Annotated in this window: 17 protein-coding genes; 10 read left to right on the top strand and 7 right to left on the bottom strand. The window is 65.8% G+C overall.

The window, feature by feature from the left end; genetic code table 11:
• Positions 1 to 6: 6 nt before the first annotated feature.
• From HUT07_RS08195 to HUT07_RS08215, 5 genes are all read right to left on the bottom strand, one after another.
• Complete coding sequence (locus HUT07_RS08195) at positions 7 to 2,307, bottom strand: TonB-dependent receptor (RefSeq protein ID WP_176020517.1); 2,301 nt, start codon at positions 2,305 to 2,307, stop codon at positions 7 to 9.
• Between the two features lie 378 nt (positions 2,308 to 2,685).
• Positions 2,686 to 3,063: a DUF2894 domain-containing protein gene (locus HUT07_RS08200; RefSeq protein WP_176020518.1), complete on the bottom strand. Its 378-nt coding sequence runs from the start codon at positions 3,061 to 3,063 to the stop codon at positions 2,686 to 2,688.
• Positions 3,053 to 3,712, bottom strand: coding sequence for an OmpA family protein (locus HUT07_RS08205; protein ID WP_176020519.1), 660 nt, complete (start codon positions 3,710 to 3,712; stop codon positions 3,053 to 3,055). Before HUT07_RS08205 ends, HUT07_RS08200 begins: the two co-directional genes overlap by 11 nt.
• Positions 3,709 to 5,973 (bottom strand): DUF802 domain-containing protein, encoded by a 2,265-nt coding sequence (locus HUT07_RS08210; protein ID WP_176020520.1) that lies wholly within the window; start codon positions 5,971 to 5,973, stop codon positions 3,709 to 3,711. Before HUT07_RS08210 ends, HUT07_RS08205 begins: the two co-directional genes overlap by 4 nt.
• A gap of 10 nt (positions 5,974 to 5,983) precedes the next feature.
• Complete coding sequence (locus HUT07_RS08215) at positions 5,984 to 6,637, bottom strand: DUF3348 family protein (RefSeq protein WP_176020521.1); 654 nt, start codon at positions 6,635 to 6,637, stop codon at positions 5,984 to 5,986.
• A gap of 144 nt (positions 6,638 to 6,781) precedes the next feature.
• Between HUT07_RS08215 and HUT07_RS08220 the strand changes: the two genes are divergently transcribed.
• A complete protein-coding gene (locus HUT07_RS08220; protein ID WP_176020522.1) occupies positions 6,782 to 7,699 on the top strand; it encodes a M14 family metallocarboxypeptidase in 918 nt (305 codons plus the stop codon).
• A 244-nt stretch (positions 7,700 to 7,943) separates the two neighbouring features.
• Here HUT07_RS08220 and xopAX read toward each other — a convergent pair whose 3' ends face one another.
• Complete coding sequence (xopAX, locus tag HUT07_RS08225) at positions 7,944 to 9,011, bottom strand: XopAX family type III secretion system effector (protein WP_176020523.1); 1,068 nt, start codon at positions 9,009 to 9,011, stop codon at positions 7,944 to 7,946.
• Positions 9,012 to 10,281: 1,270 nt separating this feature from the next.
• On the opposite strand from xopAX, the gene HUT07_RS08230 reads away from it, so the two are divergent.
• The gene (locus tag HUT07_RS08230; RefSeq protein ID WP_176020524.1) at positions 10,282 to 10,611 is read left to right on the top strand and encodes a hypothetical protein; all 330 of its coding nucleotides are present in this window, start codon (positions 10,282 to 10,284) and stop codon (positions 10,609 to 10,611) included.
• Here the strand turns inward: HUT07_RS08230 and HUT07_RS08235 are convergent.
• Positions 10,605 to 11,009 carry a ribonucleotide reductase subunit alpha gene (locus HUT07_RS08235; protein ID WP_176020525.1) on the bottom strand — a complete coding sequence of 135 codons (405 nt, stop codon included), beginning with the start codon at positions 11,007 to 11,009 and terminating at the stop codon, positions 10,605 to 10,607. The two genes, HUT07_RS08230 and HUT07_RS08235, sit on opposite strands and share 7 nt — an antisense overlap.
• A 194-nt stretch (positions 11,010 to 11,203) precedes the next feature.
• On the opposite strand from HUT07_RS08235, the gene moaA reads away from it, so the two are divergent.
• The 8 genes from moaA (at position 11,204) to HUT07_RS08275 (ending at position 17,691) form a co-directional block, all read left to right on the top strand.
• Positions 11,204 to 12,184, top strand: coding sequence for a GTP 3',8-cyclase MoaA (gene moaA / locus HUT07_RS08240; RefSeq protein ID WP_176020526.1), 981 nt, complete (start codon positions 11,204 to 11,206; stop codon positions 12,182 to 12,184).
• A gap of 8 nt (positions 12,185 to 12,192) precedes the next feature.
• Complete coding sequence (moaCB, locus tag HUT07_RS08245) at positions 12,193 to 13,191, top strand: bifunctional molybdenum cofactor biosynthesis protein MoaC/MoaB (RefSeq protein WP_176020527.1); 999 nt, start codon at positions 12,193 to 12,195, stop codon at positions 13,189 to 13,191.
• Positions 13,188 to 14,441 carry a gephyrin-like molybdotransferase Glp gene (glp, locus tag HUT07_RS08250; protein WP_176020528.1) on the top strand — a complete coding sequence of 418 codons (1,254 nt, stop codon included), beginning with the start codon at positions 13,188 to 13,190 and terminating at the stop codon, positions 14,439 to 14,441. The genes moaCB and glp overlap by 4 nt, the downstream gene beginning before the upstream one ends.
• Positions 14,441 to 14,701: a MoaD/ThiS family protein gene (locus HUT07_RS08255; protein WP_049463966.1), complete on the top strand. Its 261-nt coding sequence runs from the start codon at positions 14,441 to 14,443 to the stop codon at positions 14,699 to 14,701. Before glp ends, HUT07_RS08255 begins: the two co-directional genes overlap by 1 nt.
• A 3-nt stretch (positions 14,702 to 14,704) precedes the next feature.
• On the top strand, positions 14,705 to 15,184 hold the full coding sequence (locus HUT07_RS08260; RefSeq protein WP_176020529.1) for a molybdenum cofactor biosynthesis protein MoaE: 480 nt from the start codon (positions 14,705 to 14,707) through the stop codon (positions 15,182 to 15,184).
• Positions 15,185 to 15,223: 39 nt separating this feature from the next.
• The gene (locus HUT07_RS08265; RefSeq protein ID WP_176020530.1) at positions 15,224 to 15,766 is read left to right on the top strand and encodes a molybdenum cofactor guanylyltransferase; all 543 of its coding nucleotides are present in this window, start codon (positions 15,224 to 15,226) and stop codon (positions 15,764 to 15,766) included.
• The gene (locus HUT07_RS08270) at positions 15,763 to 16,128 is read left to right on the top strand and encodes a hypothetical protein (protein WP_176020531.1); all 366 of its coding nucleotides are present in this window, start codon (positions 15,763 to 15,765) and stop codon (positions 16,126 to 16,128) included. Before HUT07_RS08265 ends, HUT07_RS08270 begins: the two co-directional genes overlap by 4 nt.
• A 144-nt stretch (positions 16,129 to 16,272) precedes the next feature.
• Complete coding sequence (locus tag HUT07_RS08275) at positions 16,273 to 17,691, top strand: NarK family nitrate/nitrite MFS transporter (RefSeq protein ID WP_176020532.1); 1,419 nt, start codon at positions 16,273 to 16,275, stop codon at positions 17,689 to 17,691.
• The last annotated feature ends 66 nt before the right edge of the window (positions 17,692 to 17,757 follow it).

A 17,757-nucleotide genomic window follows, 5' to 3' on the forward strand; every position in this document is an offset into this window, starting at 1 on the left:
CGGTGATCAGAAGCGGATGTCGATGGTACCGAACACCTGGCGCGGTGCCGACGCATGGAACACATACAGCTTGCCCGACGGGTCGCTGGGTGCGAACACGCTCGAATCCAGGTTGCTGGCGTAACGCTTGTCGCCCAGGTTGGTCACGTTCAGCGACAGTCGCATGCCCTTGGCGAAGCCGACCTGGCCGAAGTCATAGCCACCGGCCAGATCGAACACGGTGAAGCCGCCGAAGCCCTGGTCGTTGGTATAGGTGTAGAAGCGCTCGCCGGTGTACTTGCCGCGCAGGCTGGCGAACCAGCCGTTGTCGCGCCAGGTGATCTCGGTAGCCAGCAGCTGCTTGGGCGTGTCGGTCTGGATCTTGCCCTTGATCTGCTGCTCGACGCCAGCCTGGACGTAGTTGGAGGCATACGTCGAGCGGTTCAGCGACGCCGAGGTGTACCAGCTGAAGTGCTCGTTCGGTGTCCATAGCACGGTCAGTTCGGCACCGCGGCTGTCGACGCCACCGACGTTGTAGAAGCGGTTGCCGCAGGTCGGTCCGACCGGCTGCCGCGAGTCGCATGGGTTGTACTGCAGCAGACGGTTGTCGAAGCGAACGCTGTATGCAGCAAGCGATGCCTGCAGGGTGTCGGTGACGAAGCGGTAGCCGGCCTCAAGCGAGCGCGACTCTTCCGGCTTCAGGTTGCCCTGCGCATTCCAGGTGGCCTGGCTGACCGCCTGTGGGCCCAGCTTGAACCCGCCCTGGAACATGGCGATGTTCTCGGCGTAGCTTGCGAACACTTCGTGGTGCTCGGCCAGGCGGAAGTTGGCGCCGATGCTGGGCAGGAAGTTCTTGCTGGCCTTCAGCGAACCGGTGGCGAACTGGTTGTTCGAGGTCGGCGAGATCGGCGTCTTCGCGTCACCGGGCAGGGCCTGTGCGTCGGAGGTGGCATGCGGGCTCTTGGCGCCGAACTCCAGGGTCAGGCGATCATCGAGCAGGCGCCAGGTGTCCTTCAGGAAGAACTGATGGGTCTTCCAGCGCGTGCGCTGGGCGAACACGCCAACGTCGGAGGGCAGGCTGTTCATGCCACTCAGGTCGCGCGGGCCATCCACGGCGGTCTGGTAGCGCTCGGCGCTGCTGGTGTTGCGCTCGTACCAGACGCCGCCCTCGATGCGATGCGCGCCCAGTTCCCAGTCGAACGACAGCGTGCCGCCATCGCGGTCGATGGTGTAGATGGTGTTGCGGAAGATGATCGGGATCTCCTGCGCCGTACCTTTGTTCGACCACGCGCCGCTGTTCCAGTTGTGGCCTTCGCCGCGATCATCGTGGTGGTAGGCCAGGGCGCGCAGGCTGAAGCCATCGGCCAGGAAGAAGTCACCGGCCAGGTAGTAGAGGTTGTCGTCGCGCAGGATCTGTCCGGCGGTGAACGCGCCGTCGGCATCCTTGTCCGGGCCACTGTTGTCGCACTTCTTCGCGTTGAAGCTGGCGGTATTGCAGTAGGCCTTGGCCACGGCTTTGTTCCAGTCCGGCGCGTAGCCGCCCCAGTCCCAGCCGAGGCCGCGCGACATCTCGTCCTTGGACAGGTAGAAGTAGTCGGCCTGGGTGGTGCGCGACGTATCGACGAATCCGGTGATCTGGCCACGGCCGAAGTTCCACACGCCCTTGGCATTGAACTGCTTGGTGGTGGATTTGTTGTAGGCGGTCTGGTCGTTCCACAGGTCCGAGACGGCGTTCATGCCCGACACGTAGCCGGAGAATCCGTTGTACTCGCCGCTGTCCACGCGCACGAAGGTGCGGCGGTTGGCATCGCTGCCGAAGGTCTGCACCACGCGGCCACCCAGTTCCTTGGCCGGGCGGTCGGAGGTGTAGGAGATGGTGCCGCCGAGGTTGCTGGTGGACGGCGTGCCGAGGCTGCCGATGCCCACGGCCAGCTCGGCGCCGGCCATGTTCTCGCTGATCAGCGCACGGTTGATGGTCAGGCCGTTGTAGTTGTTGTATGCACCGTCGCCCAGCGGCACGCCGTCCAGCGTGTAACCGAGACGGGTGGAGTTGAAACCACGCAGGCTGAGCGTCATCGACTGCTCGTTGGTGCCCAGCGCATCGGCTGACTGCGCGTTGACACCGGGCAGCAGGTTCAGCGTTTTCTGCAGGCTGGTGCCGGGCGGCAGGATGTCCAGGTTCTCGCGGGTGATGCGCTGCACCTGGCGCGCTTCACCGCTGCCGATGACTGAAACGGCATCGAGGTCGGTGGCGGAAGGCGCCTGCTGCGCCCATGCGGTCGGCGCAAGGGCAAGGGACAACGCAGCAGCCAACACGGTCTTGGTCATGGAGCAGGCACTCAGGCAGGCGCGAGCCGCCGCGTGGACACGGAGCTCAGGCAGGTGAAAGGGGAAACACGCGATGCGATCACGGGCGCCCGAGGCGCCGTTCGATCAACGTGAAAATGGTGCGCTAGACAGATGACTGTCTGGTGACATGTTCAGTTGTTGTGAGGCGCAGACCTGTAGGGCCGAGCCCCTGCTCAGCTGCTTTCGGGTGCAGCCGAGCATGGGCTCGGCTCTACAAGGAGCTTCACGGACGAGGTAGATGCCGACCTTGGTCGGCATGCGCGGCGCCGAATCGTCGATGTGTCGCATTGATGGAGAAGCGCCAACCAAGGTTGGCCTGTACCAGAATCGCCGATCCAGGTCGGCGTCAACGTGCACTCAACCCGCGTTGCGTGGCTTGCGTGTGCGCTTGGGCTTTGCTGCGTCACCGCTGCTGGCTGCACCATCCTGCAATGCCTGCAGCCAGGACAGCGTGTCCACGTAGTCGATGAAATGGCGCAGGTAGCCAGGGCTGGTCGCCTGCATCGTGTCCAGCATGCGCTGTACCAGCACCGCCGAGTTCAGCGGGCCGCCGTCGGCCGGGGCCTCGGTACGCAGCGAGCGGCGCACCTGCAGTTCGCTGCGCAGCTCGGACCACTCGCGGCGCACGTCGTTGAGCATCGGCACCTGCGGGTAGTGCGGCAGCGAACGCGACCCGTCGTCGAGGTCGCGCACCAGCGCACGCAATCCGTCCAGTGGCGAGGGCTCAGCTGCCATTGCCGCTCTTTTCGCCGGGCGCAGCGGCCTTGGGCTTGGGAATCGGCGCGATCTCCACACGACGGTTGCGCGCGCGGCCATCTTCGTTGGCGTTCGAACTGACCGGCTGCTCGCTGCCGAACGCAGCGGCGAACACCGCATCGGCCGGTACGCCATCGGCGATCAGGGTACGGGTCACGGTCAGCGAGCGCTGTGCCGACAATTCCCAGTTGTCGGCGAAGCGGCGGTTGCCTTCGCGTACTGGCGCGTCATCGGTGAAGCCGCTGACCATCAGGATCTCTTCGCGGGTGCCCAGATACGCAGCCAGCGGAGCGGCGAGGCTGCGCAGCAGCTCCTGGCCTTCCGGCTGCAACTGATCCGAGTTCAATGCGAACAGCACGCTACCGCTGATGCCGATGCGACCGTCGACCAGGGTCACACGGCCGGCGGCCAGCGGGCCTGCCAACGCCTGTTCCAGCGTCTGCAGGCGCTTGGCTTCGGCCTGGCGCTGCTTGACCTCCTGGTCCAGCCGCTGCGACAGCTCCAGCTGCACGGCCACCACACCGACCAGGATCAGCACGAACGCACCCAGCAGTACCGACATCAGATCGCCGAAGGCGGCCCAGATCGGGGTATGCGAGCCGCCATCGACCTCCAGCTCGTCGCTCATGCGCTGCCGGCCTTGCCGCGGCGCGTGGCCAGCTGCTGCAGTTCTTCCATCACCTGCTTCTGCGACAGCAGGCTGAGGTCGACCACCTCGCGCGCCTGTGCCACGTAGTACGCCAGCTGCTCATCGCTGCGCGCCAGCGAGGCATCCAATGCACCGCCGATCTGTTCCAGGCGTCCCGACAACTCCGCCGAGGCGGCGCCGAACTGCTCGACCGCGGACCCGAAGGTGCCGGCCAGCTGACCCACCTCGCCGGCACTGCCGTTGAGCAGGGTGGCGATGCCATCGAGCTTGCCGGTCTCGGCGGTGATGTGGTCGGTGAAGCGGTTGCCGACGCGTTCCAGCAGTTCAGCTGAACCCCCGACCAGCGCGTCCACGGCAGTGCGCTGCTCGTGCGAGGCGTGGTTGATCGCCTCCAGCAGGGTCTGCACGGTGGCCAGCAGGTGACCACGCTCTTCCAGCATCGCGTTGTCGCGCACCAGACTTTCGGACAGGGTGCTGCGCAGCTCGTTGATGACCTCGGCGGCGGCCTTCGGCGCCTCGGCCGCGGTCTGCAGCAGGGTGGATACTTCGGCCAGCGTGGCGCTGGCCTGTGCGCGGCCGTTCTCGCCGATCTGCTGTGCGGTCTGCGCCAGCGTGTCGCACACCTGCTGTTGCTGTGTGGACAGGCGTTCGCCATCGGCCTGCAAGCGTTCGGCAAGGTCGGTCGAAATGGCCTGCAAGACGTCGCTCCAGCGCTGCAGGCGCTGTTCGTCGCCTGCCAACAGCTGGGCCTGCAACGCCGCGTGCGCCTGCTGCAGCTCGGTACTTACCGCGTCCCAACGCAGCTGGCGTTGCTGTTCGCGTGCATCCAGGCCCGCCTGCAGGTCGGCATGCGCCGTGGCGGTGGCGGCCTGCGCGGCCTGCCAGCCCTGCACGCGCTGCTGTTCGTGCTCCTGCAGCAACGACTGGCCGGCGGCGTGGCGCTCATCCAGCGCCTGCAGCAGCGTCTGCGCACGTTCGTCCAGATGGCTGCTGGCACGCTGCAGTGCCTGCTGCTGACGCTCGACCAGTTCACTGTTCAACGCATGCTGCTGTTCGGCAGCGGCGCGCCAGGCGTCGGCGTTGCCACTGGCGTCGGCCTGCAAGCGCTCGCCGATGCGCACCACCAGCGCTTCACCCTGCGCACTCTGGCCATCGCTGAACGCCTGCAGATGCTGGCGCAGTTCGGCAACCAGTGCCCGTTGTGCATCGGTCTGTTCGGACACCACTTTGGCCCAGCTGGCCTCGGTGGCCACGCGGCTGCGCTCGAAGCCCTCAGCCAGGCCGTTCAACTGCTGCTGTACGGCCTGTTCGACGCGCGAATGCAGCGCCTGGCCGTGGCTTGCCAGACCCGCCAGAGTGGTTTCTGCCATCGGCTGCAGCGCGCCCCCGATGGCGGCGGCACTGGCTTCGGCACCCTCGCGCAGCGACTGCTGCAGCGAGGTGGCCAGGCGTTCCTGCAATGCCTGGCTCTGCGTCAGGAACTCGGCCTGACCGGCCAGCAGGCGCTCATTGGCGGCCATGCTGTGCTGTTCGAAGCTGCTGGTCATCGCCTGCAGGCGATCGACCAGCGCAGGCAGCGCCGCAGACTGCGACTGCAGCAGGCGCAGCGACTCGGCACGCTGCCATGCCTGTGAATACGGGTGCAGGTCAGTGGCGATGGCACGGTCCAGCTGCTGCACCACCTGCAGGCGGTCGCGGCGCAGCAGCGCCGACAGCAGGCCCAGCATGGCCGAGCTGGCGACACCGGCGATGGACGTGCCGAAGGCGACGGCCAGGCCCTGTACCGGCGAGGCCAGCGAACCGCGGATGGCCGCCATGTCGGTAGCGCTCTGCAGGGCCAGGCCCGTGCCGCGCAGGGTGTCCATCATGCCCAGCAGCGTGCCGAGCATGCCCAGCAGCACCAGCAGGCCCACCAGATAGGGTGTCAGCACCGGCGAGGGCAGGGCGGTGCGCTCGCCTTCCACGCGCAGGCGCACGGCATTGCGCAGGCCCAGCGGCACACGCTCCAGCCACGGTGCCAGGCTGTCCTGGGCCAGCGAAACATCATTCAGCGCCGCACGCAGGCCATTGCTGGCCTGCCGGTAGCGGAACAGCTCCACGCCGCCAGCGATATAGCAGGCCGCAATGATCGCGGCCACGGCGGCACCCAGCGGGTGCACCGAGACATAGCCGACACCGATCCAGCACACGGCCAGCAGGCCAGCAAGGAAAACAAGGACGTGGAAAACAGTTCTGGACATGGTGTTCCGGTCAGTGTGAGCGCAGGGCAGCAAGCAGCCCCTGGATCGGGTGGAAGCGCAGTTGCAGCTCGGCGAGCAGCAGCGTACGCATGTCGTGGCGGAAGGATGCGCGCCAGCCGGGCTGGCCGTGTACGCGTTCGAATCGGGCGCCCAGCACCGCTGGGGCAGTGGCAAGCAGGCTGTGCTCGCGTGGGCTCAAGGTCTGTTCCATCACTGCATCAACCTCGGCCAGTCGCGCCAGCTCCGGCGACGCAAGTGCCAGCTGGTCGCGCAGGCGCCCACGCAGGCGGCCGGCAGCCGTCTGGATGGCCTGTTGCAGCACCCGGTAGCGCTGCCGCAACGAGGCGAAGTTGGGCGCGGCCGCGGCCTCGGCCAGATCCAGCAGGCGCTCGGCCTCGGCATCCTCGCTCAGCGAGGCCAACAGGCTCGCTTCGGCCTGGGCGCAGTCGGCCAGCAGATCATCCAGTGCTTCGGCGGCCTCGGCCGGTTCAGCCAGGCGGCCATCCAGCGCCCCGGCCAGGGCCACGGCACGGCTCCAATCCACCCACTGGCCGAGGCGATCGGTCAGGGCGGGACTGGAGGCCGGCATCGCGCCGTCGCTGAGACGGGCGAGCAGACGGAGGAAGTCCGGTCCACCCAGGACCGGCTGCGCTGCGTTCGCCATCAAGGGGGTGGGGGCCAAAAACCGTTGATTTTACAACCAGATGAGGCAGTCCGTATGAAGGCGGGGCGGATGCCCAGCAAGGATCGGGCCGCAAGGCTTAAAATGGTCGGCTGTACCACCGTACCCCGACTTCTGGAGCTTGAGATGACCGTTGCGCAGTTCTACCCGATCGGCACCCCCGGACAGCCTTGGGGCGACGCCGAACGAGCGCAGTGGCGGGCCCGCCAGCAGCGGCAGCGCAGCTACCACGAGGACGTGGTGACCGCGCTGGAACGGCTGGACGAGCGCTTCGACGTGGTCCAGTACGGCCAGCTTGACTATGCCCCGGACCACTACCCGCTGTTTGCGGTGGTGAACCACGACTGGAACCCGGCCCTGCCGACCGCGCTGGTCACCGGCGGCGTGCATGGCTACGAAACCAGCGGCGTGCATGGCGCCCTGCAGTTCCTGGAACAGCATGCCGAGCGTTACCTGGGCCGCTTCAACCTGATCGTGGCCCCGTGCGTGAGCCCGTGGGGCTACGAGCGCATCCAGCGCTGGAATCCCAATGCCATCGACCCCAACCGCAGCTTCCGTGACGGCGGCTTGATCGAGGAGGCCGCCTCGCTGATGCGCTGGGTGGCCGAACGCAAGGCCAACATCCGGGTCCACCTGGACCTGCACGAAACCACCGACAGTGACCTGCACGAGTTCGACCCGGCCCGTTGCGCCCGCGATGGCAAGCCGTTCGAGCGCGACACCATTCCCGATGGCTTCTATGTGATCGGCAACAGCGAAGACCCGCAGCACGACTTCCAGAAGGCGCTGATCGCCGCCGTGGCCCCGATCACCCACATTGCCCCGGCCGATGCCGAAGGCAATCTGGTGGGCATGCCGCTGCAGTCGCCGGGCGTGGTGTGGGGCGAGTCGCGTTCCATCGGTGCATGTGCCGGCTTCACCGATGCGCTGTATGCCACCACCACCGAGGTGTACCCGGACAGCCCGCGCACCAATCCGCAGGAATGCAGCGACGCCCAGGTGGCAGCGGTGTGTGCGGGGTTGGATTTCGCCCTGGCCAATTGATGGCGTGCTGAACAGCCGGGCCTGCACTCGGCTGCTTCGGCGGGGCCCTGGATCAGCCGATGCCTTCGGCCCGCGCGCGCGAAGGTGGGCGCACCCGACACCCCGTCGGGCAATCTGCGGCAGCGCGTACCCTATCAGGGCAGTGCCATCTGAGGAGGGCTTTTGCGGATTCCTGGCCGGCACGGCTGTTGAGCGGACGGTTGAAGGCCGACGGGCCGGCCAATGCGCGGCACTTGAGGAGACATCACCAGTGGCTTCTGACCAGCCACCGCATGTATTCCGAGGCAGCGACCGGATGGAGCTCATGCCGGACCCGAGCCTCGAAGAATAGGGCGCACAGGCCAGGGAAGGTGGTGGGTACTAGGCGGTAGCTGTCCTGATTGGATATCCATTCGAGAAAGCCACTGGACTCCAGCTCGTTCAAAACGTCATGAACCTCCATTGGTTCCCGGGTATCCACATCTTCGACTTCGGAGAAGTCTTCATCAGCATCTTCTTCCTGGTCTACCGCGAGGAGTTCGGAGTCATGCTCATCGTCATCGTCTGACGAGGCGTGGTCCTCTTCATTCTCCTCTTCAACGTCCTGCACGAAATCTTCAAGAGCTGCGGCAACTTCTTCGCGGGAGATATGTTCTCCGTCGGACAACGCGCTGGCAAGGTGCTTAAGGACGAACAATGACGCTGCGGGGTGCAAGTCCACCACTTCCGTGCGCGCGGCTTTCAGGATTTCGTCGTCTCTGCACAGGAACAGTGTACAAAATGCGTCAACCTCGGCGTCGCTGAGCCCAAGTGCTGCAGCGCAGGCACGCGAATCCAGGACCTTGATGGGCAGCAGCTTCTTTGCCCCGATCAGCTCTGCGCTGATTCCCTGCACCAATGCCTGGTGCTCGGTTTGATCGAAGCAACAAAGGACCCACCATTCATCAACAATCGACGATGCCTCAAAAGCCTGTCGTTTGAGGGTGCCAATCATTGATTCCTGACCTGCTTTCTTCTTCTTGTCGCGTTGGGCTTCCAGCTCTCCCTTGACTTGCAGGCCCAACTTCCAGCTTTTGCCGTGGTGATCATCCGCGCGCAACAGAATGTCAACGCCCTGGTCCCTGATGTGCTGGGTCGCGTGTACATCGAACCCATAGCGCCTGAAGGATTCCAGCATTGCATCGATTCGGCTCGTCCACTCCTCAACCAGCCAGTCGTGCTTGGCTTTCTCATCAACGAAGAACCTTCTGGTGTCGGCAGCGGTCGTGCCGCGACGCCTCACAATCTCGGCAAGCAGGTCAATGGGTGAGTACTGGTCACTGGTTATTCTCACTGTTCTCTCTCGGCATGATTGCTTGCATCGCACTGTCTGGCGCACAGACCGGGCGTGCGGGTGAAGTTCGATATGGAACTGTGCTTCCGCATGTTCGCGCCGCGAAGTTGATGCAAAATGCTTTGCGCAGCAAACATGGCTGGGATTGCGATTTCGGATCTGGGAATGCCGGCAATCAAGGGCCTCAGCGGTAACGTCTGGTCCACATTTGACCAGTCTGCCTTGATCGGTGCGCTTGGAAAACTGCCCAAGCCTTCCGGGGATTCGCTGGAACGGGGAATGCTCCAATCTGCAATCCTTGGGCTCTATCTGGCCTACACCGGGATGAATCAAATGCCCCCCATGATCCATGCAAATGCCCCTCATGATCCATGCAGGCGCGGCTGGCCTCAAGCGATTCCAGGACTCTCTGGGTATCCACGTCAAGCGGGAGCTCCCCTTCGCAGTGGACGTTCTGGATAAGGTCATGTGCAGCGGACACCAGTGCGGCAGCAGAGCGTGCCGCGAAAAAGTGGCCTATCGGGGGATACACCTTGTACTCGATCTGCAGCAGCACCATGGCATCCATGAGTCTTGATTTCGACAATTCTCGCATTTGCCGACATCTATCAGGATGAGTCGAGTTGTCAGCTTCGTTTGGCGCCAATTTGATGTCTACCGATCAAGTCGATTGAGTCCAGCCATCCGCAATCGGACCAAAGAGTGTTTGCATCGTGCACGCCGGCGAGCTTCCATCTCGCCGGCCTTCGACTGCCAGCAACCGGAGTACACCGCGCGAGCCACGCTCAACCGTCCGGCCGCATCCGCGCACTCACCTGTTCGGTCAATGCCAGGCGTGCAGATAGGAATGATCAGATCCGTTCATGGCAAGGCTCCGTGCAACGCAATCGGTAGCCGCCGCACAAGAGGTGGCTGACGGTACGAGGTTCGAACTCCGGGTTGATCTCAAGCCGGCGGGCACAGGGCCCCCACGCACGGCCCGCCATAGCCGGCAGACGGATTGCCGGCCGGTGCCACGAAGGTGACGCCGGCTGGCAAGCGTAAACAACGCATGGAGCATCGTAAGTCGATGGCGGCAGGGAGAGACCTTCGGGACGGACTGGTGCGGACCACGGCCCGCACCCACCACGGTCCAATCTCATCCAGGTCCGCGCCCGTCCAGGTCCCACACTCCCCAAGCGCCGGCCACAGGGGGGGGCGACGCCTGTTGACGTTCCCAGCCACCGAGCGCAGGCTTGCCCAGCACGTTTCCTAAACACAAAGGAGACTTATGACAGCCACCGCGTCACTGCACCCCTCGCCCGAAACCCAAGGCCGTTCACGCCTCTGGAACGTCTTCTGGCTGCAAGGGGTCATTCCCAGCAACATTCTCTGGGCCGTTGCCCTCTGGGCCCTGGCCAACCAGCGCACCACGCTGGTGCTGGCGACGTTCGCCGTGCTGCTGCTCTATACCGGCTGGATCATTCCGGCGGTCTGGCGAGCGGCACCCACCGCGCGCACCCCGAACCTGGGCGTTGCCGCGCGCGGGCTGACCGTGGCCTGGGGCCTGAATACGGTACTGGTGATTTTCTTCCTGACCCTGCAGCTGGTGGCTCAATAGAACTGGATCGGCTCGCCGCTGCGGTCGAAGGCGGCGAAGCGGCCGATCTGGCCATCGTTGATGGCGTTGACCATCAGTCGCAGCGGACGGGTGGCCTCGTCGGTGGTGGGGGCGAAGCCTGCACGTCCATCCATTGCTGCCACGAACACCATGTCCCACTCCACGCCGGTGGTGGTGGACTCGCTGGCCAACGCCTGGAAGCTGGGGACTTCAACGGGCAGCTTGTCCACGCACAACACCGGCGACAGGGTGCCGCCTTCGCGGCGGTCGTGCCGGTCACGCTGGTCGTCGGTGGGCGATTCGGGCAGGTCGGCGCGGGCGAACACGAACAGCAGGCGTTGCGGTTCGGCCTGCTCGCTGGCGGCCTGCAGCAATTGCTGGAAATCGTTCATCATCATGATGGCTGTCACACGCAGATGGCACGGAAAGCCGCATGCTGCCATAACGCCCGCGCAGCGTGGCCGGTGGCGATTGATTTAAGTCATCCCGTTGCCAATGCGTGCCGCGTAGGCTGGCGTCAGTCTCAGCAGGCGAGGGTATCCGGGCCGTTCCGGGCACAGGCAAGACGGTGGAACAACAAGGTGGACCAGCCATGAGCCAACTCACCGACGGATTCGGGCGCAGCTTTCCCTACCTGCGCCTGTCGTTGACCGAGGCCTGCAACTTCCGTTGCAGTTACTGCCTGCCCGATGGCTACCAGGCCGATGGCCGCCCGCGCTTCCTGGCGGTGGACGAGATCGCGCGCCTGGTGCGTGCGTTTGCCATGCTGGGGATGACCAAGATCCGCCTGACCGGTGGTGAGCCCAGCCTGCGCAAGGACCTGGACGAGATCATCGCCACGGTGGCGGCCGTGCCGGGCATCCGCAAGGTGGCCATCACCACCAATGGCACGCTGCTGCCGCGCCGCTTGCCGGGCTGGCACCGCGCCGGCCTGACCGCGCTGAACGTGAGCATGGACAGCCTGCAGCGCGAGCGCTTCAGCACCATCACCGGCCACGACCGCCTGCCGGAAATCCAGCAAGGGCTGGAGATGGCGCAGGCACTGGGCCTGCCGGCCATCAAGCTCAATGCGGTGCTGCTGCGCGGCCTGAACGACGACGAGCTGCCGCAGTGGATGGAGTTCCTGCGTGACCGTCCCTTCAGCGTGCGCTTCATCGAACTGATGCGTACCGGCGACAACGAAGCCTATTTCCAGCGGCACCACCTGCGTGCCGAACACGTGATCGACCAGCTGCATGCCGCTGGTTGGCATGAGCGCCCGCGCGCGGCCGATGCCGGCCCGGCGCGTGAATTCAGCCACCCGCAGCATCGCGGAACGGTGGGCATCATCGCCCCGTATTCGCGTGACTTCTGCAAGGGCTGCAACCGCCTGCGGGTGACCGCCAAGGGCGACCTGCGGCTGTGCCTGTTCGGCGAATTCGGCGTGCCACTGCGCCCGCTGCTGCAGAGCGACGATGACCAGGACGCGCTGCTGGCACGCATCACCACACAGCTTGGCCTGAAAGCGGCCGGGCACGGATTGCACCAGGGCCAGACCGGGCTGACCCCGCACCTGGCATCGATCGGAGGATGAGGAACACGATGAGTGGTGAATTGACTGCGGCCTTCCACATGGCCGATGTGCGCGACAAACGCGTTACCCGCCGCCGCGCCGTGGCGGTGGGCGAGCTGCATGCTGGACCGGTGGCCTACCCGCTGATTGTCGAGCGCCGCCTGCCCAAGGGCGATGCGCTGGTGATGGCCGAGATTGCAGGCCTGCAGGGGGCGAAGATGGCCTCGATGCTGATGCCGCTGTGCCACCCGTTGCCGCTGGAACTGGTGCAGGTGTATTGCGCGCCGGTGCCGGAACGGCAGTCGATCCGCGTGTGGTGCGAATGCGCCAGTGAGGCACGCACCGGTGTGGAAATGGAAGCACTGGCCGGGGTGAACGCCGCACTGCTGACCCTGTACGACCTGAGCAAGCCGGTGGAGCCGGCGCTGCGCATCGAGGGCATCCGCCTGCTGTTCAAGGAAGGCGGCAAGCGTGGCCTGTGGCTGCATCCGGATGGCATGGACGATGGTGAGCGCGAGCGCTTCAGGCCGCGCCCGCCGAAGGGCTTGAACGGTGCTGCCTGCGCGGTGATCACCCTGAGCGATCGCGCGAGCGAGGGCACGTATGCCGACGAGTCCGGGCCGAAGCTGGTGAGCGGGCTGCAGTCGCTCGGTGGCGAGGTGGTGGCTGCCGAGGTACTGCCCGATGGCGTCGAGCCGCTGGCGGGCCGCCTGCGTGCGCTGGCGGGCGAGGGCGTACGCCTGTGCCTGTGTACCGGCGGCACCGGGCTTGGCGCGCGCGACCTGACCCCGGAAGCGCTGCGTTCGTTGAACGCGCGACCGGTGCACGGCCTGGCGCAGATGGTGCGCGCGTTGAGTGCGCAGCACACGCCGATGGCCTGGCTGAGCCGTGCCGAGGTGGTGCAGCTGGATGACATGCTGGTATTTGCACTGCCGGGCAGCCCGCGTGCGGCCGCGCAGTGTCTGGACATTCTGGCACCGGTGCTGGGCCACGCGCTGGCGATGGTCGATGGCGGTGGCCACGCATGATCGCCTACAGCGAAGCGCTGCAGCACTTGATGGAGGCAGCCACACCGCTGCCGGCCGAGCGGCTGGCGCTGCATGAGGCGGGGGGTCGCATCCTGGCCACGGACATCATCAGCGGGCAGTCTTTGCCGCCGTTCGACAATTCGGCGATGGACGGCTTCGCGCTGCGCGCCAACGGCACGCCCTTCGAAAGCGGTACCGGGTTTGCGGTGCAGGGCTGGCAGGCGGCAGGCGATGCCGGTGCCGAGGGCGGCGAAGGTGCCTGGGAAATCATGACCGGCGCGCGCATGCCGGTCGGGCTGGATACGGTGGTGCCGATCGAGAACGTGGAGATCCTCGCCAGCGAGGAGGGCCGACCGACCCGCATCGCGTTGAAGAGCGCGGTGAAGCCTGGCCAGAACGTGCGCCTGCGGGGGCAGGACGTGGAAGAAGGCGAGCGCGTGCTGCAGGCCGGGCAGGCGCTGGACATCAATGCGCGCACCCTGCTGCATGCCATCGGCGTGGCCGAGGTGGCGGTGGTGGCACGGCCGAAGGTCGCTGTCATTGCCACCGGCAAGGAACTGGTGACCGAAGCGGCGCAGGCGCTGGACTCCGGACAGATCCGTGACAGCAACCGGCCCTATCTGATCGGCCGCCTGCAGGCCGCCGGTGCCAAGGTGGTGTGGCAGGGCACGGTGGGCGATGAAGTGGCTGCCTTCGATGCCGTGCTGGATGACACGCTGGCGGCAGGGGCACAGGTGCTGGTGAGTACCGGCGCGGTGTCAGCCGGCCGCTACGACTTCATTCCCGATGCGCTGCGCGCGCGTGGCGCCCGCATCGTGTTCCACAAAGTGGCGATCCGCCCGGGCAAGCCGTTGCTGTTTGCGGTGCTTCCGGGCGGCGCGCTGTATTTCGGTCTGCCGGGCAACCCGGTGTCGGCGGCGGTGGGGCAGCGTTTCTTCGTTGAACCGGTGCTGCGGTGCCTGCTGGGCCTGGCTGCCGAGCCGATGCTGCAGCTGCCGTTGCAGGCCGACGTGCGCAAGCCGCCGGGCCTGCGCTTCCACGCGCGGGCTCGGGTGGAACTGGACGCGCAGGGGCGCTTGAGCGCGCGCGTGCTGGCGGGCCAGGAATCGTTCCGTTTGAAATCCATGCTGCAGGCCAACGCCTGGGTGGTGCTGGAGGGCGAGGGTGACCTGGCCACGGCCGGCACACCGGTGCGCGTGCAGGGCTGGGGCCATCAGGACCCGCTGCAGCTGGCGAACCAGGAGTCATGATGAAACAGGTGAATCTGCAGCTGTTCGGTGCGTTTTCCGATCTGGATGCCAGCCGCGAGATCGCGCTGGAGGTGGCCGGTGGCACCGTGGCCGATCTGCGCCAGGCGTTGCGTGAGCTGTTGCCGGTGCGCTTTCCCGGGTTCCGCGCCGGGTTGCTGGACTATTCGGCCTTTGCCGACCAGCAGCGCGTTCTGCGTGACCACGAGGCGCTGCCCGCCGATGGCAAGGTGGCGATCCTGCCGCCGGTGAGTGGGGGCTGAGCCATGAGCAACGTGACTGCGAAAGTGGTGGACCGCGCGCAGCGCGCCATCGATCCGGCCGAAGGCATCGCGGCGGTGTCCGACCCGGCATTCGGCGGCATCGATGTGTTCATCGGCAAGGTACGCGACTTCAATGTGGGGCGGCCGGTGACCGGCATCACCTACGACCTGTTCGAACCGCTGGTGCTGAACGAGATCCAGCGCTTGGCGGCGGAGATCGAGGCGGCGTTCGGGCCGAAGCTGAAGGTGTACGTGGCACATGCCAAGGGTCGCTTGGGCATTGGCGATGTGGCGGTGGTGGTGGCTGCGGGCAGCCCGCACCGTGATGAAGCGTTCAGGGCGTGCCGGCAGCTGATCGAGGCGGTGAAACACCAATGCCCGATCTGGAAGCAGGAGCACTACGAAGACGGCGACAGCGAATGGAGCGAGGGCTGCACCTTGTGCCACACCGACAGTGAACCGGCACATGAGCACCACCATTGACCCCAGTAGATCCACGCCATGCGTGGATGGCGGTCACCGATGACCATCGCCGGCATCGTGCTGGCCGGTGGCCTGTCCAGCCGGATGGGCCGCGACAAGGCGCTGCTACCCTGGCAAGGGCGCACGCTGCTGGAGCACATGCGCGGCACGTTGCGTCTGGCCGGGGCAGACCGTGTCTGGGTAAGCGGCCGCTACCCGGCCTTCGGCGGCGTGCCCGACCGGATCACACGGTGCGGTCCGCTGGGAGGCCTGTTCAGCGTGGCAATGCAGATGCCCGATGGCCCCGCCTGGGTGGTGCCGGTGGATACGCCGCGGTTGGCCCCGGATCTGCTGCAACAATTGCGTGACGGTCATCGCAGCGCTTGCACGATCTTTGACGGACACCCGCTTCCGATGCTGTTTAATGTGGACAATGAAAGTCGCACGATCCTCGAAAACATGATCCACGATCCCCTTGGCCCGCGTTCCCTGCAGGCCCTGCAACACCGGCTGGACGCACACACGCTGCGCCTGGCCCATGCCGATGAAAGCGCCCTGGTCAACTGCAATACCCCCGCCCAATGGGAGGACGTTGCCTCATGAAGGTGCAGTTGCAAGAACAGACAATGCGCCTGCGCCTGGACGAGGCCGAATTGGCCCAGCTGCTGGCCGGTGAAACGGTGGAAAACCTGACCCGGTTCGGTGGCAGTGGCGGTTGGGGTACGGCCGTGTCACTGCATGGCGGTGAAACGGCGGTGTTGCTCGACAGCGGCACCGATTGCCGCCTGGTGCTGCCACGGTCGCCGGTGGAGGATCTTGCCGGGCGCCTACCGTGCCGCGATGGCCTGGCGTTTGCACTGTACCTGGACGACGGCACCACGCTGCAGCTGCAGTTCGATGTAGACGTGCGCGACAGCGTGCGCCAGCGCGGGGTGACCCGCCGCAGCACCGCTTCATCGGTTTGACATTTGTCAGGGGCAGGGTGGAAACCGGCCCCTGATTGATCCAGATCAACCCCGTCGTCCGTGCAGCACGGCCTAATGGCTGCATGACGACGGGTTACAACTTGAAAGCAGTACCCACGTCATTCCACAGCCTTGGAGCCATGTATGACCGTCGGTAGCGATCCTGTTGTCCGCAGCACTGCCAGTCCCGGTCGCGTCATCAGCGACTGGATGCCGGAAGATCCCGGCTATTGGGAGCGCACCGGCAAGCGGGTCGCCACCCGCAACCTGGTCATTTCCATTCCCTCGCTGCTGCTGGCCTTCTCGGTCTGGGTGCTGTTCTCGGCGGTGTCGATCAGCCTGCCGAAGATCGGCTTCAACTTCAGCACCGACCAGCTGTTCTGGCTGGTGGCGCTGCCCAGCCTGTCCGGCGCGACCCTGCGCATCTTCTATTCGTTCGTGATCCCGATCTTCGGCGGCCGTCGCTGGACCGCGCTGTCGACCGCGTCGCTGCTGGCGCCGACGCTCTGGCTCGGCTTTGCGGTGCAGAACCCGGCCACGCCGTACTGGGTGTTCGTGGCCATCGCGATCCTGTGTGGCTTCGGTGGCGCGAACTTCTCGTCGTCGATGTCCAACATCTCCTTCTTCTACCCCAAGCAGAAGCAGGGCCTGGCGCTGGGCCTGAACGCCGGCCTGGGCAACGTGGGCGTGTCGGTGGCGCAGGCGGTGATTCCGCTGGTCATCACCGTGGGCGTGTTCGGTGCGCTGGGTGGTGCACCGCAGCCCGCGGTGGAGGGTGGGGCACCGCTGTTCCTGCAGAACGCCGGCTTCATCTGGGTGCCGGCCATCGCGCTGTGCGCCATCGCGGCGTGGTTTGGCATGAACGACCTGACCAGCGCCCGGTCGTCCTTCTCCGAGCAGGCGGTGATCTTCCGCCGCAAGCACAACTGGCTGATGTGCTGGTTGTACATCGGCACCTTCGGTTCCTACATCGGTTTCTCGGCCGGCTTCCCGATGCTGGTGAAGAGCCAGTTCCCGGACGTGAACCCGCTGGCCTATGCCTTCATCGGCCCGCTGCTGGGCGCACTGATGCGCTCGGTGGGTGGCAGCATGGCCGACCGCTGGGGCGGCGCACGTCTGACCTTCTGGGTGTTCGCGCTGATGATCGCCGCGGTGTTCGGCGTGCTGCACTTCCTGCCCAGCCATGGCCAGGGCGGCAACTTCTACGGCTTCCTGCTCAGCTTCATGGCGCTGTTCGTGCTCAGTGGCATCGGCAACGGCACCACCTTCCGCATGATCCCGGTGATCTTCCGCACCCTGCATGAGCGCTGGTCGGCCAACGACAACGCCGAAGGCAAGGCCACGGCCGCGCACCAGGCCAGCATCGAGTCGGCCGCGGTGGTCGGCTTCTCCGGTGCGATCGGCGCCTACGGCGGCTTCTTCATTCCCAAGAGCTACGGCTCGTCCATTACGTTGACCGGCAGCCCCGACATGGCGCTGTACGGATTCGTTGTTTTCTATGTCACCTGCCTGGCCGTGACCTGGTGGTGGTACTACCGGCGCGGTGCCGAGACACCCTGCTGACGACATGAAAACGCACCGCAGCCAGATGACACACACAGCCACGATGCCGATGTCCGCAAAGGGAGA

The sequence above is a fragment of the Stenotrophomonas sp. NA06056 genome (assembly GCF_013364355.1).
In the GTDB taxonomy this organism is placed as follows: Bacteria; Pseudomonadota; Gammaproteobacteria; order Xanthomonadales; family Xanthomonadaceae; genus Stenotrophomonas.